15 protein-coding genes and 1 riboswitch are annotated in these 12,382 nt (G+C 34.5%); of the genes, 2 read left to right on the forward strand and 13 right to left on the reverse strand.

The window, feature by feature from the left end:
* The first annotated feature begins 80 nt into the window (after positions 1 to 80).
* A complete protein-coding gene (gene aat, locus J7574_RS05265; RefSeq protein ID WP_290965246.1) occupies positions 81 to 722 on the forward strand; it encodes a leucyl/phenylalanyl-tRNA--protein transferase in 642 nt (213 codons plus the stop codon).
* A gap of 23 nt (positions 723 to 745) precedes the next feature.
* Here the strand turns inward: aat and J7574_RS05270 are convergent, their stop codons facing one another.
* The gene (locus J7574_RS05270) at positions 746 to 1,396 is read right to left on the reverse strand and encodes a phosphatase PAP2 family protein (RefSeq protein WP_290965253.1); all 651 of its coding nucleotides are present in this window, start codon (positions 1,394 to 1,396) and stop codon (positions 746 to 748) included.
* 513 nt (positions 1,397 to 1,909) lie between these two features.
* Here J7574_RS05270 and J7574_RS05275 point away from each other — a divergent pair.
* Positions 1,910 to 2,704 carry an MOSC N-terminal beta barrel domain-containing protein gene (locus J7574_RS05275; RefSeq protein WP_290965256.1) on the forward strand — a complete coding sequence of 265 codons (795 nt, stop codon included), beginning with the start codon at positions 1,910 to 1,912 and terminating at the stop codon, positions 2,702 to 2,704.
* Here the strand turns inward: J7574_RS05275 and J7574_RS05280 are convergent.
* From J7574_RS05280 to J7574_RS05335, 12 genes are all read right to left on the reverse strand, one after another.
* Entirely contained in the window at positions 2,701 to 3,411 is a 711-nt protein-coding gene (locus J7574_RS05280; RefSeq protein WP_290965260.1) for a HesA/MoeB/ThiF family protein, read from the reverse strand. The two genes, J7574_RS05275 and J7574_RS05280, sit on opposite strands and share 4 nt — an antisense overlap.
* Positions 3,412 to 3,465: 54 nt before the next feature.
* Positions 3,466 to 4,617: a 2-iminoacetate synthase ThiH gene (gene thiH, locus J7574_RS05285; RefSeq protein WP_290965263.1), complete on the reverse strand. Its 1,152-nt coding sequence runs from the start codon at positions 4,615 to 4,617 to the stop codon at positions 3,466 to 3,468.
* A 41-nt stretch (positions 4,618 to 4,658) separates the two neighbouring features.
* Complete coding sequence (locus J7574_RS05290) at positions 4,659 to 5,036, reverse strand: GxxExxY protein (RefSeq protein ID WP_290965266.1); 378 nt, start codon at positions 5,034 to 5,036, stop codon at positions 4,659 to 4,661.
* A gap of 135 nt (positions 5,037 to 5,171) precedes the next feature.
* The gene (locus tag J7574_RS05295) at positions 5,172 to 5,948 is read right to left on the reverse strand and encodes a thiazole synthase (protein ID WP_290965269.1); all 777 of its coding nucleotides are present in this window, start codon (positions 5,946 to 5,948) and stop codon (positions 5,172 to 5,174) included.
* Entirely contained in the window at positions 5,929 to 6,567 is a 639-nt protein-coding gene (locus J7574_RS05300; RefSeq protein ID WP_290965271.1) for a thiamine phosphate synthase, read from the reverse strand. Before J7574_RS05300 ends, J7574_RS05295 begins: the two co-directional genes overlap by 20 nt.
* A complete protein-coding gene (locus tag J7574_RS05305; protein WP_290965274.1) occupies positions 6,560 to 7,300 on the reverse strand; it encodes a hydroxymethylpyrimidine/phosphomethylpyrimidine kinase in 741 nt (246 codons plus the stop codon). Before J7574_RS05305 ends, J7574_RS05300 begins: the two co-directional genes overlap by 8 nt.
* A complete protein-coding gene (locus J7574_RS05310) occupies positions 7,258 to 7,866 on the reverse strand; it encodes a thiamine phosphate synthase (protein WP_290965277.1) in 609 nt (202 codons plus the stop codon). The genes J7574_RS05305 and J7574_RS05310 overlap by 43 nt, the downstream gene beginning before the upstream one ends.
* Positions 7,867 to 7,896: 30 nt before the next feature.
* Positions 7,897 to 9,720: a phosphomethylpyrimidine synthase ThiC gene (gene thiC, locus J7574_RS05315; RefSeq protein ID WP_290965280.1), complete on the reverse strand. Its 1,824-nt coding sequence runs from the start codon at positions 9,718 to 9,720 to the stop codon at positions 7,897 to 7,899.
* 104 nt (positions 9,721 to 9,824) lie between these two features.
* Positions 9,825 to 10,031, reverse strand: coding sequence for a sulfur carrier protein ThiS (gene thiS, locus J7574_RS05320; protein WP_207297812.1), 207 nt, complete (start codon positions 10,029 to 10,031; stop codon positions 9,825 to 9,827).
* Between the two features lie 66 nt (positions 10,032 to 10,097).
* Positions 10,098 to 10,195, reverse strand: a riboswitch (TPP riboswitch).
* A 109-nt stretch (positions 10,196 to 10,304) separates the two neighbouring features.
* Positions 10,305 to 10,865: a DNA-3-methyladenine glycosylase I gene (locus J7574_RS05325; RefSeq protein ID WP_290965286.1), complete on the reverse strand. Its 561-nt coding sequence runs from the start codon at positions 10,863 to 10,865 to the stop codon at positions 10,305 to 10,307.
* A 57-nt stretch (positions 10,866 to 10,922) separates the two neighbouring features.
* Entirely contained in the window at positions 10,923 to 11,603 is a 681-nt protein-coding gene (locus J7574_RS05330; RefSeq protein WP_290965289.1) for a hypothetical protein, read from the reverse strand.
* A 17-nt stretch (positions 11,604 to 11,620) separates the two neighbouring features.
* Positions 11,621 to 12,283 (reverse strand): queuosine precursor transporter, encoded by a 663-nt coding sequence (locus J7574_RS05335; RefSeq protein ID WP_290965292.1) that lies wholly within the window; start codon positions 12,281 to 12,283, stop codon positions 11,621 to 11,623.
* Positions 12,284 to 12,382: the final 99 nt, after the last annotated feature.

The raw sequence follows: 12,382 nt of genomic DNA on the forward strand, positions 1-12,382 counted from the left end.
GATAAAATTACAGAAATTTGGAATTTGGAATTTCAATATTGGAATTTTAAGATTGGGATTTAAAATTTGACTATTAAAAAATGTATTATTTATTCAACGATTTATTTTTTCCACCGGTTACAGAAGCTGATGAAGAAGGTGTTTTGGCAATAGGAGGCGATCTAAGTTCAGAACGTTTGCTATTGGCTTACAAAAGCGGTATTTTTCCTTGGTTTAACGAGGGAGAACCCATACTTTGGTGGGCGCCAGATCCGAGAATGGTTTTGTTTTTTGATGAATTGGTGATATCCAAAAGCATGAAAAAGATTCTCAATAAAAAAATCTTTAAAGTTACCTACAACAAGAATTTTAGAGAAGTAATTTCCAATTGCCAGCAAATAAAACGAGAAGGACAGAACGGAACTTGGATTTCAGACGAAATGATTGAAGCATACTGCAAACTAAATGAAGAAGGAGTTGCTAAATCTGTTGAAGTTTGGCAGGACGATGTCTTAGTTGGCGGTTTGTACGGAATTGATTTAGGTCATATCTTTTGTGGTGAAAGTATGTTTTCTAAAGTTTCAAATGCCTCAAAAACAGCTTTTATTGCTTTAGCTTTATATTTGAAGAAAGAAAAATACAAATTGCTCGATTGTCAGGTTTATAATCCGCATTTAGAAAGTTTAGGCTGTCGCGAAATTGATCGCGAAGAGTTTATGGCAATTTTGAAAAAAAGCCATTAATTGAGGATTTTGTATTTTAAAATTTAAAAAGTCACAGTCAATTTCAACATATTAAACCCATAACTTCTAGAAGCATTAAAATCGTAACTGTATTTTTTATCTTCAGTTTGAAGGGCACTTTTTTTCATTTTTCTTTTGGCAATATTTTTACCAATAATATATCCCATTACAAGAGCTACTGGATAGTCAGATACCCAATGTACATTACTCTGCGCCATCTGAAAACCTAAAATTCCAATTAGACCAAAACCTACAGGCTTAATCCATTTTACTTCTGGATAATTTCCTAAAATGACATATAACGCTGAAGTTGCGGTCATTAAATGCCCCGAAGGGAAAGCGTCATAATTGGGAGTATTAGAACCATAAGCCTTAAAGCTAGGAAAAGGATGCCATTCTCCTCCTGGAACTCCACCCTCAACATCAGAAGGGCTTTGTCTTCCGGAAATTCTTTTTATGGTCTGGCTGAAAATACCCGATATTGCAATACTTTCTATTAGACCCGAAGCGGTGTGCAATGATCTGTAGTCGGTATTGATTAATCCGTAAGTAGCAAAACCCATACTTAATAAAATTGGAGTAGTACCGTTTCCGATTAAATAAATTGCAGAGGGAATATCGGGAGGAATATTGCTTAAAGGACCGAAAGTTTTATATCGGGCAACTGGAGCCATTCCTAGTTTTTCACCTATTTCACGAGATTGATCTACTAAATATTGATCTGCAGGAAGTAAAGCAACAGTTGCTACAGAGGCTGCTCCAAGAGCAATAAGATTTTCCTTTCTCCAATGCCTTTTATTGTTCCAGTAAAATCTTTTGGCAATTTCGTTACAAAATCGAAAAATCGTGGTCTGTCGTAAGTATAAATCTCGCCATTAGAAAGTTGATATACTTGATGTTTTGAACCATCAATTAGAGTATCTTTGACTTGTGAATTTATGTATTGGTGGCCCAATAAAAATAGGAATGCAATAAATAACTTTTTCATAAAAAATAATAAACGGCTACAAATGTAAGAATAGGACTATGTGTAAACGGCTCTTACAGCTTTTTTTTTGTCATAATAAGACTAGAAAGCTTGTTTGTGTTTTAAAATCTTGATGAAGTGGTTTTTTAAAAATTTAAAAAAAATTAAAATTAATTTTGCGATAGTAATCGCTTAATACTATTTAGAAAATTGAAATAAAATGAGTGCAGTTTATAGCGTAAAAGAAATTTATATTTATCCAATAAAAAGCTTAGCCGGCATTAGTCTTAAAAGTGCCATTGCTGAAGAAATGGGATTCGAAAATGACAGAAGATGGATGCTGATTAATGATGAAAATGTTCACGTTACTCAGAGAGAATATCCAATAATGAGTCAGTTTTATCCTCAGATTTTAGGAGATAAAATTCAAATTACTTTTGAAGGAGAAACGCATGAATTTTCTATTAATGAACATTTAGAAAGCCCTATACAATCGCAAGTGTGGGATGATAAAAGTGAGGTTTTTGAAGTCAATAAAAATTCTTCAAAATGGTTTAGCGATAAATTAGGTATCGATTGCAGATTGGTAAAAATCAATAAAGTTGGTGCCCGTAAACATGAAAGTTCGAGAACAAATGAAACCTACAATGTTAGTTTGGCCGATGGGTATCCGTATTTATTAATTGGAACTGAAAGCCTTGATTTTTTAAATGAAAAATTAGAAGAAAAAATCACGATTAAAAGATTCCGTCCCAATATTGTTGTATCTACCAAAAATGCTCACGAAGAAGATGATTTTAAGACTTTTACAATTGGTGAAGTTCAATTTAAAAACATAAAGCCGTGCGGAAGATGTATTATGGTAAATAATGATCCGCAGAAAGGAATTGTAAAAAAAGAACCGCTAAAAACCTTGAGCAAATACAGAAATGTAGATAATTCTGTTTTATTCGGAACCAATATTGTGAGTCTGAATTCGGGAATTATTAGTGTTGGTGATGAGGTTGTTTTTTAAAAATCCAATTTGGTAAAGTTCCAGTTTAAAGTATTAAGAAGTATTAATTCATTGTTTAAAGTGGGAAGTTCTAAAATCAATTTGAGTGTTTCATGCGCCATCATATTGCCAATGATTCCTGGCAATGTTCCTAAAACGCCGTTTAAATTGCAATTCGGAACATCTTTTGGATCAGGCATTTCTGGAAATAAATCACGAAGATTTTTACTTCCGTTATGGTTAAAAACAGCAATTTGTCCTTCAAACTTTAAAATACTGCCATAAACCAAAGGTTTTTTCAATTCAACGCAAGTATCATTAACCAAATAACGAGTCGAAAAATTATCAGAACCATCCACCACAATATCATATTGCTGAATGATTTTTGATGCATTTTCAGCAGTTAATTTTTCATTAATCGCAACAGCTTCAATCAACGGATTTAATTTAGAAACCACATCTTTTGCGACAATTGTTTTGTGCTGACCAATTTCATTTTCAGTATATAAAATCTGTCTGTGCAGGTTATGAATTTCAATAGTATCAAAATCCATAATTCCAATAAAACCAACTCCAGCAGTTGCGATATATTGTAAAATCGGACAGCCTAATCCGCCCGCTCCAATTACTAAAACTCTAGCTTTTTTTAATTTTTCCTGGCCTTCATCGCCAATTTCAGGAAGAATGGTTTGTCTGTTGTAGCGAAGAAATTCTTTTATGATGCTCATTTTTTATTAAGTCTTGAAGTTTTTAAAGTCAAAAGTCGAAAGTCAAAAAATTGTCTAAGTAAAAGACTTTATGACTTTGGTCTTTCCAACTTTATGACTAAATGATCTGTCCCAATCTTTCCAAACGGGTTCATAGCCAGCATTTTTTATGATTTTTGAAATTTCTTCTGCTGAGCGTTCATCGCTGATTTCGAATTGTTCCAAAGATTGCGGATCGACCACATAACCGCCTGGATTTGTTTTAGAGCCAGCGCTCATGCTCGTAACGCCAATCGGGATAATGTTGTTTCTGAATTTTTCATTTTCTCGAGTTGAAATTGAAATTTCCAGATCTTCATTCCATAGTCGGTAAGCACAAATCAATTGGGTTAAATCTTTATCATCCATAATAAAATTCGGTTCGATAATGCCTTCAGCAGGGCGAAGACGAGGGAAGGAAACCGAATATTTTGTCTGCCAATATTTCTTCTGCAAATAATCTAAATGAAGCGCATTGAAAAAACTATCCGTTCGCCAATCTTCCAAACCTAATAAAACGCCCAATCCGATTTTATGAATTCCAGCAGTTCCAATTCGGTCGGGGGTTTCCAATCGATAATCGAAATTTGATTTTTTGCCTTTTGTATGATACTTTTTGTAAACTTCTTGATGATACGTTTCCTGATAAACCAAAACCGAATATACTCCAGCATCGTGCAAACGCTCGTAATCTTCTGTAGAAAGAGGTTGTACTTCAACAGACATTATCGAGAAGTCTTCTTTGATTAAAGCAATTGCATTTAGGAAATAGTTGATGTTTACGGTATAATTTGCTTCGCCTGTGACCAATAAAACATGATCGAAACCAGTATTTTTTAAAGCTTCGACTTCAAGTTTTATTTCGGCATCTGTCAGCGTTTTTCTTTTGATTTTATTGTCTAAACTAAATCCGCAATAGGTACAAATGTTTTGGCATTCGTTGCTTAGATAAAGTGGCGCATACATTTGAATGGTCTTTCCAAAACGTTTTTTTGTGATTTCATGGCATTTCTGTGCCATTTGCTCTAAATAATTTTGAGCAACAGGAGAAATTAGAATCAAAAAATCATCTAGATTGTACTTGGTTTTAGCCAGAGTTCGTTCGACATCTTTTGATGTGGTTTTATATATTCTAGATTGGATTTCATCCCAATTATATTGCTCGAAAATAGATTTGAATGTTTTCATATTTTTATTTTGCCTCTCGCAGATTTTGCAGATTGCGCAGATTAAATTTTATTAGCAACGCGATGAATATTTTCAAGGATATTAGAGCAGTTGAAATTGACTAATATTCCAAGTTTTTTATTGGTTAATTTTAAATAAGTATTCAATTGTTTAAAGTGAATTGGCTTTATCTCGTCTACTGATTTTAATTCTATAATTACTTTATTCTCCACTAAAATATCTAGCCTAAAAGTTATGTCTAAATAAACATCATCATATTTAACTGGTAAATCAATTTGTTTAACTACTTGTAATCCATCTTTATCCAATTGATAGTAAAGAGCACTCTCATACACAGATTCTAATAGTCCAGGTCCAAGAGAGTTGTATACTTTAAAAATTGCTCCTCTAACTTTATATGAAATTTCATTTTCTAACATAATTTTTTTAATTCAAAATTAAAGAAAATTCTTTCTTTTTTTGATGATTAGAAAAATCATAATAAAATTAGATTCAGCAGCTTCAACATAAAAATCATCTGCCAAATCTGTGAGATCTGCGAGAGAAAATCAATTTTATTCATAAAGAAAAGAAGTCAACGGACTAGAAGCCGAAGCATAATTTTGCTGGTTTGCAACTTTAGCCTCAAAAGCTTTTCTACCAGCAATAACTGCTTCCTTAAAAGCCTCGGCCATTAAACTAGGGTTTCCAGCAACAGCAATCGCAGTATTTACCAAAACAGCATCAGCACCAATCTCCATTGCTTTTGCAGCATCAGATGGAGCTCCAATTCCCGCGTCAACAATAACGGGAACGGTGCTTTGTTCAATTATAATCTCTAAGAAATCGATCGTTTTTAAACCTTTATTACTTCCAATTGGCGAACCCAAAGGCATTACGGCTGAAGTTCCAGCGCTCTCCAAATGTTTGCACAAAACAGGATCGGCGTGAATGTATGGGAGCACAATAAAACCCAATTTTGCCAACTCTTCAGTCGCTTTTAAAGTTTCAATTGGATCGGGCATTAAATATTTTGGATCAGGGTGGATTTCTAGTTTTACCCAATTAGTTTCCAGAGCTTCGCGTGCTAATTGAGCTGCAAAAACAGCTTCTTTGGCATTTCGCACGCCAGAAGTATTAGGCAATAAATTGATATTTGGATGTTTTAAATGCGATAAAATAGCATCTGTATCAGTTTCAAGATCAATGCGTTTTAAGGCAACGGTAACCAATTCGCTTTCAGAAGCTAAAATCGCTTGCTCCATTTCCTCGTTCGAACCAAATTTTCCTGTTCCCAAAAACAAGCGGGATTTAAAGCTTTTATCTCCTATATTAAAGAATGATGTTTGCATATAATTTTTCGTTTAATTGTTGAATCAATTTTTCTTTCTCATCATTTTCGGTAATGATTCCAGAAACGGCAATTCCATGAATTCCAGTTTCTATTAACGGACTCACATCTCGTAACGTAATACCTCCAATAGCATAAACTGGAATTGTGATTTTGTTTTTTTTGAGTTTGTGGAGAATTTCATGATAGCCGCATAAACCCAAAATCGGACTTAATTTTTCTTTTGTAGCAGTAAATCGAAAAGGGCCTAATCCGATATAATCACAGCCATTTTTAACGTGATTTTCGATGTCTTCAAAAGTATTGGCAGTTCCTCCGATTATTTTTGAGGTTCCTAAAAAGGCTCTCGCTTCGTCGATTTTGGTGTCGGTTAAACCCAAATGAACGCCGTCTGCATCAACTTCTTTGGTAAGTTGTAAATTGTCATTTACAATAAAATTAGCGTTGTATTTTTCGCATAAAGGTTTTACCGCTTCCGCTAAAGTAAAGGCGTCTTTTTCTGTCTGGTTTTTAAAACGCATTTGTACCCAATTGCATCCTGCATCAAGTGCCTGATGAATGTTGTACAATTGTTTTTCGATCGTTTCGCCCTGAGAGATATATTGAAGTTTGCTATACATAATGATAACCGATTAAAGTTGTTGTTGAACTCAAGTAATTTTCGATATAGATTTTAGCGTTTTTACAAGCTTCTTTTATCGTTAGATTTAAAGCCAAATTGGAAGCAATTGCAGAAGAAAGCACACAGCCCGAACCGTGTTTTTCGAAGCAATTTTTTCCTGACGGCAGCAGTTCTAGAATTTCATCTTTTAGAAACAAATGATCTCTTCCTAAAGCTTTTTTATTATGTCCGCCTTTCAAAAGAACATTCGTAGAAAATTGATATTCCTTCAAGATAAAGTCGGGAAAAAGAATTTCCATTTCAAGATGATTGGGCGTAATCAAATCGATTTTTGAAAGTATTTTGTTTAGATCTAAACGATTTTCAATATTCATAAATTCAAATTTAGTAGTCGATTTCAAAACAGGATCCCAAACAATTTTGGTTGAAGGAGAAAGCAGTTTTATAGTCGAAACAATTCGGTTTAAATCGTGTAAAGAAGATACAATTCCAATTTTTGCCACGCTGATTTTATAATTCAAAAAAAGCGTTTCAATCGAACGGATAACAAAACTCAAATCTGTCCACTGAATTTCATAAAATTGATTTTCAGTCTGAATGGTATTCGCTGTCGAAATAGCAAAACCAGTGACTTTATGCTGTTCAAATGTTTTGATATCGGCCAAAATTCCAGCGCTTCCTGAAGGATCTAAGCCTGCGATTGTGAGTGCGAAAGGACGATCTGCTGACATAATTTAAATTGTTTTAATGGATTTTCATTTTTCCAAATACTTCCTAAAAGTGCGACATCGTTAAAACCTTTTTCTAAGACTTTTTGAATGTTTTGGGAATCAATTCCGCCCAAAGCGATCATTTTTGTTTGTTGATTTGTTCTTGATTTTAGTTCTTCAAAAAGATTTTTGTCTGGATGATAATTCTCTTTGGAAATACTTGTGAAAACTGGACTGAGAAAAGCATAATCAAAATTTTCAAGAGCATTAAAATCTTCTATTGAATGTGTTGATGTTGATAGAGACCTGCAAGGTTTTGAAAATCTCGCAGGAGAATCGTTCAGATTATTTCTTTCTTTTTCAGAAAAATGAAACCGTTCAATGCCAAAATCTTCTGCTAATTGATGATGATGATGCAAAACCAAATTAGCCCGGAAGTCTAGTTTTATCTGATGAATAAACTGTGCCATTTCCAATTCAGAAAAATCAGGTTTTCTAATATGAAGCAAAGACAATCCTTCCTCTAGCAAAGAATGAAGGATGTCTATTTCATCTTCAATAAAAAAAGGATTCGTAATCAAAATCATATCTTTCTTCTAGCTTCTTTTCTCTATTTTCTAAATATAAATCTCTTTCCCCTGTTCAATAAATTCTTCTGATTTCTCCTGCATTCCTTTTTCTGCTGCAGCAACGTCTCGAATTTCCTGAGATATTTTCATAGAGCAGAATTTTGGACCGCACATCGAACAGAAATGCGCTACTTTTGCGCCATCGGCAGGAAGTGTTTCGTCATGGAATTCTCTTGCGGTATCTGGATCTAAAGCCAAATTAAACTGATCTTCCCAACGGAATTCAAAACGGGCTTTACTCAACGCATTATCACGATATTGCGCGCCTGGATGACCTTTTGCCAAGTCGGCAGCATGAGCAGAAATCTTATAAGTTATTACACCATCTTTTACATCTTTTTTATTTGGCAAACCTAAATGTTCTTTTGGTGTTACATAACACAGCATTGCGCAACCGTACCAGCCAATCATAGCAGCGCCAATTGCTGATGTAATATGATCATAACCTGGTGCAATATCTGTGGTTAATGGGCCTAAAGTATAAAAAGGAGCTTCATGGCAATGTTCTAATTGTTTGTCCATGTTTTCTTTAATCATGTGCATCGGAACGTGACCTGGACCTTCAATAAAAACTTGAACATCATGTTTCCAAGCAATTTTTGTCAATTCGCCTAAAGTTTCCAATTCGGCAAATTGTGCGGCGTCATTTGCATCTGCAATTGAACCCGGACGTAAACCATCTCCAAGAGAAAAAGCTACATCGTATTGCTTCATGATTTCACAGATTTCCTCAAAATGCGTGTATAAGAAATTTTCTTTATGATGGAACAAACACCATTTTGCCATAATCGATCCGCCTCGAGAAACGATTCCCGTTACACGATTGGCAGTTAAATGAATATAACGAAGTAAAACCCCAGCGTGAATTGTAAAATACGAAACCCCTTGTTCTGCTTGCTCAATCAAAGTATCGCGGAAAATTTCCCAAGTTAAATCTTCGGCAATTCCTTTTACTTTTTCTAATGCTTGATAAATCGGAACAGTTCCGATTGGAACGGGAGAGTTGCGAATAATCCATTCTCTGGTTTCGTGAATGTTTTTTCCCGTAGACAAATCCATAATCGTGTCAGCTCCCCAACGGCAAGCCCAAACCGCTTTTTCAACTTCTTCTTCAATGCTCGAAGTTACAGCGCTGTTTCCGATATTGGCGTTGATTTTTACGAGGAAATTACGTCCTACAATCATAGGCTCACTCTCTGGATGGTTAATGTTATTCGGGATAATGGCTCTTCCGCAAGCGACTTCAGAACGAACGAATTCTGGAGTAATCTTGTTTTTTGGAGTATTTGCGCCAAAGCTGTTTCCGCCGTGCTGGCATTGCATGGCTTTGGTTTGCTCATTTAAAAGTTCGATGCGTTGGTTTTCGCGAATGGCAATATATTCCATCTCTGGAGTAATGATTCCTTGTTTGGCGTAATACAATTGTGTTACGTTCGCGCCTTTTTTAGCACGTTTTGGCTGATGCAAATATTCGAAACGAAGGTGATTTAAGCTTTCATCTTTTAATCGGCTTTGTCCATAATCTGAGGTAATTTCGTCTAAGATTTCAACGTCATTTCGGTCTAAAATCCATTGCTCTCTTAAACGCGGAAGTCCTTTTCTAATGTCAATTTCAATATTTGGATCTGTATATGCACCTGAAGTATCATAAACCGTTACAGGTGGGTTTTTCTCAATTCCGCCATTTGAAAGTTTAGTGTCGCTCAAAGTAATTTCGCGCATCGCTACTTTTATCGGATGAATTTCTCCGTCGATGTATACTTTTTTAGAATTCGTAAAAGGGGTTCTGGATATTTGTTCTTCGTTTGTCATAATGTTTTTGTTTCAAGTTTCAGGTTTCAAGTTTGATTCTGATTGTGTCTATTCGCAACGATAAATTGGAATTTGGAATTTTCTATTTTGAAATTTTTAAAAAATTATCCACCTTGGGTAGCAGAAATAATCAAAATATCGTCAGTTTCGCGTACGAAGAATTCGTTCCATTTGGTTTTTGGAACAACGGTATTATTGACAGCAACAGCGATTCCGTTTTGTTTGTGCGGAATTTCGAGATCGAGCAATGATTGAACGCTTAGCGATTCAGCATTGAATTTTTTAGTTTGTTGATTGATTTTTAGTTCCATTCCTTTTTGAGTTTAGTGTATAGATACACCTTAGGAATGGCTACAAGAACGCATAAAAATGCGTGCAGAAGTCATCTTACTTTTCCCTACGCTAGTATGAACTAGATCAGGTTCAGAGGGTAAAATCTCAGCCTACAACTTTGTAGACACCCCTAAAGTGTGAAGCAAATGTAATAAAATTTTGTTTGGAACTTTAAAAAACTTTCAAGTTTCAGGTTTCAAGTTGTTTTTTTGAGTGCAGTTATAACGTGAAACTTGAAACATGAAACAAAACTATTTCTTTCTCGTCCAGCAGTCTTCCACATGATCATTGACCATTCCAGTTGCCTGCATATGTGCGTAAATAACAGTTGAGCCGACAAATTTGAAGCCGCGTTTTTTTAAATCTTTACTTATAGCATCAGAAATGGAAGTTGTCGCTGGAACATCTTTTAATGTTTTCGGTTTGTTATCAATTGGTTTTCCATTAACGAATTTCCAAATATATTCAGAAAAGGTTCCAAATTCTTCTTGAACTTTCATAAAAGCTTGAGCATTAGAAACTGCTGCTTTGATTTTTAACTTGTTTCTGATAATTCCAGTGTTCTGCATCAATTCTTCGATTTTATCTTCAGAGTAGTTCGCCATTTTTTTATAATCGAAATGGTCAAAAGCAGTTTTAAAATTTTCTCTTTTATTTAAAATCGTGATCCAGCTTAATCCAGCCTGAAAGGTTTCTAGAATTAAAAACTCAAAAATTGTTGGGTCATCATAAACGGGAGTTCCCCATTCTTCATCATGATATTTTTTATATAAATCGCTGGCCGAACACCAACCGCATCTTATTTGTTCCATTTTTTTATTTCAAAAGAAAACCTCTTGGCTTTGAGGTTTTATAGATTATTGTCGTTGTTATCTTCCAATCTGCCAGCTATATCCCTTCACGCTCGGAATATAGGCAGAACGTCCAACGATGACTAAATTATTATAGATTTTTCGATTGTATTTAATGCCAATTGCGTTTCCAGAAGTGTACATTTTATTGGCTTTAAAAACGACTTTCATTTTACCGTCTTCTAATTCTGCGTCAGAAACCCTTTCAACAAGCCAAGTAGATTGCCATTTTACAGCCAATTCATTCTCTGCTGTTTTGGTTACACTTTTTACTAGTTTTACAGCTTCTTCTGGAATTTCAAAATGTTCGGTTAATTGTTTTTGAGTCATGGTCTGGCCCATTTTGCATTTTGCTAATATTTTACGAACATTAACAAAATTCAATAATTCCTCGTTGACTTCTTTTTTTATAGACGTGGTCGGACTCGGCGTATGGGTTGGTATTTGAGGACTTAATGCAGGTATTGCTATCGGATTTTTAACAGCAAATGGATTTTTTTGAGCAACGGTTTTTGGTGACTCAAATTCCTTTGAGGCGGTAATGCTTTTTGAAGAAACTTTGCGAGGTATCTTCACAGCAGCTGGTATCAGTTTGTTGACAGACTGAATGATTTTTTTTGGCTCTTTTTTTTCTTCATTGCCACAACTGAAAAAGAAATAGGTAACAGAGAATAAAATAAGTAAATAATTTTTTTTCATGACCTAAAATTTTGTTTTTACTCTTTATGTGCAGGGTCTTCGTCTAAATATTTTTTAATTAGATAATGGCCTAAATAAATCGCTGGCGTTAATAAAATAGCTATAGCTAACTTAAAAGTATATCCTATTAAACCTGAAGATATAAAGGTTTCAAAATCAATTTTTCCTGGCAGCCAAAATGCAATTCCTAAAACAATAAAGGAATCAAACAATTGCGAAATCACAGTAGAACCAGTTGCTCTTAACCATATTTTCTTTTCGCCAGTCCTGTTTTTAAAAAACCAAAATATCCAAACATCAATGAGCTGAGAAGCCATAAAGGCAATTAAGCTTCCCACAATAATCCACATACTCTGTCCAAATACGGCCTGAAACTGATCGTCGTTTACAGGACTTATTCCTTTTGCAGCAGGAATTGTAATGGCCATAAAAAGTATTAAAAAAGCATAAGCAATCAAACATGCCGTTATAAAAGAAAGCTTTTTTACACCTTTTTCACCAAAATGATCATTAATCAAATCAGTAGTTAGAAATACAATTGGCCAAGGCAAAATACCAATACTCATTACAAAGGGGCCAATTTGAATTAACTTTCCTCCAATTAATTCAGCCACAACGGCATTGGTGATAAATATTCCTGATAAAATTACAAAAACAATTTCTCTTCTGGTTCTAAACATTTGATTTTTGGTATTGGTATTTCAAAAATAAACTATTTCTTTTAATTGTTATAAGCGGATTAATTTTTATAATCTGTTTGAATATGAAGTTTGCTTTCT

Source organism: Flavobacterium sp., assembly GCF_017744675.1.
GTDB lineage: Bacteria > Bacteroidota > Bacteroidia > Flavobacteriales > Flavobacteriaceae > Flavobacterium.